We start from the raw sequence: 248 nt of genomic DNA, 5'->3' as shown, positions 1-248 counted from the left end.
AATTTTGCGCGTACTTCTTCAATCAAAGGCCAATTGAGTGCACGCTTGTTAAGCTCATCCTCGTTGGCACCTGCCAGAACTACTGCTTTGAGGGCTGCTTCTTTTGTCGTTTTGGCAAAATGTCCGCCTGCGGCTACGACTGCGGTTTCTTCTCCGCCGATGAAGTAGACAACGACTGGCTTTTTGCAATTTTTGATCTGTGCCAATACTTTTTCTTCAACACTTGGTGCTGGTGGCTTGGAAATGAG

1 pseudogene is annotated in these 248 nt (G+C 47.2%); it reads right to left on the bottom strand.

The window, feature by feature from the left end:
* A pseudogene (locus SB773_RS33745) lies at window positions 1-248 on the bottom strand (acyl-CoA synthetase FdrA); the annotation flags it as partial.

The sequence above is a fragment of the Bacillus sp. SIMBA_074 genome (genome assembly GCF_046534555.1).
Classification (GTDB): Bacteria; Bacillota; Bacilli; order Bacillales; family Bacillaceae_G; genus Bacillus_A; species Bacillus_A mycoides.
The sequence above is the reverse complement of the archived record's forward strand: the minus strand, read 5'-3'. Positions and strand labels throughout refer to the sequence as shown.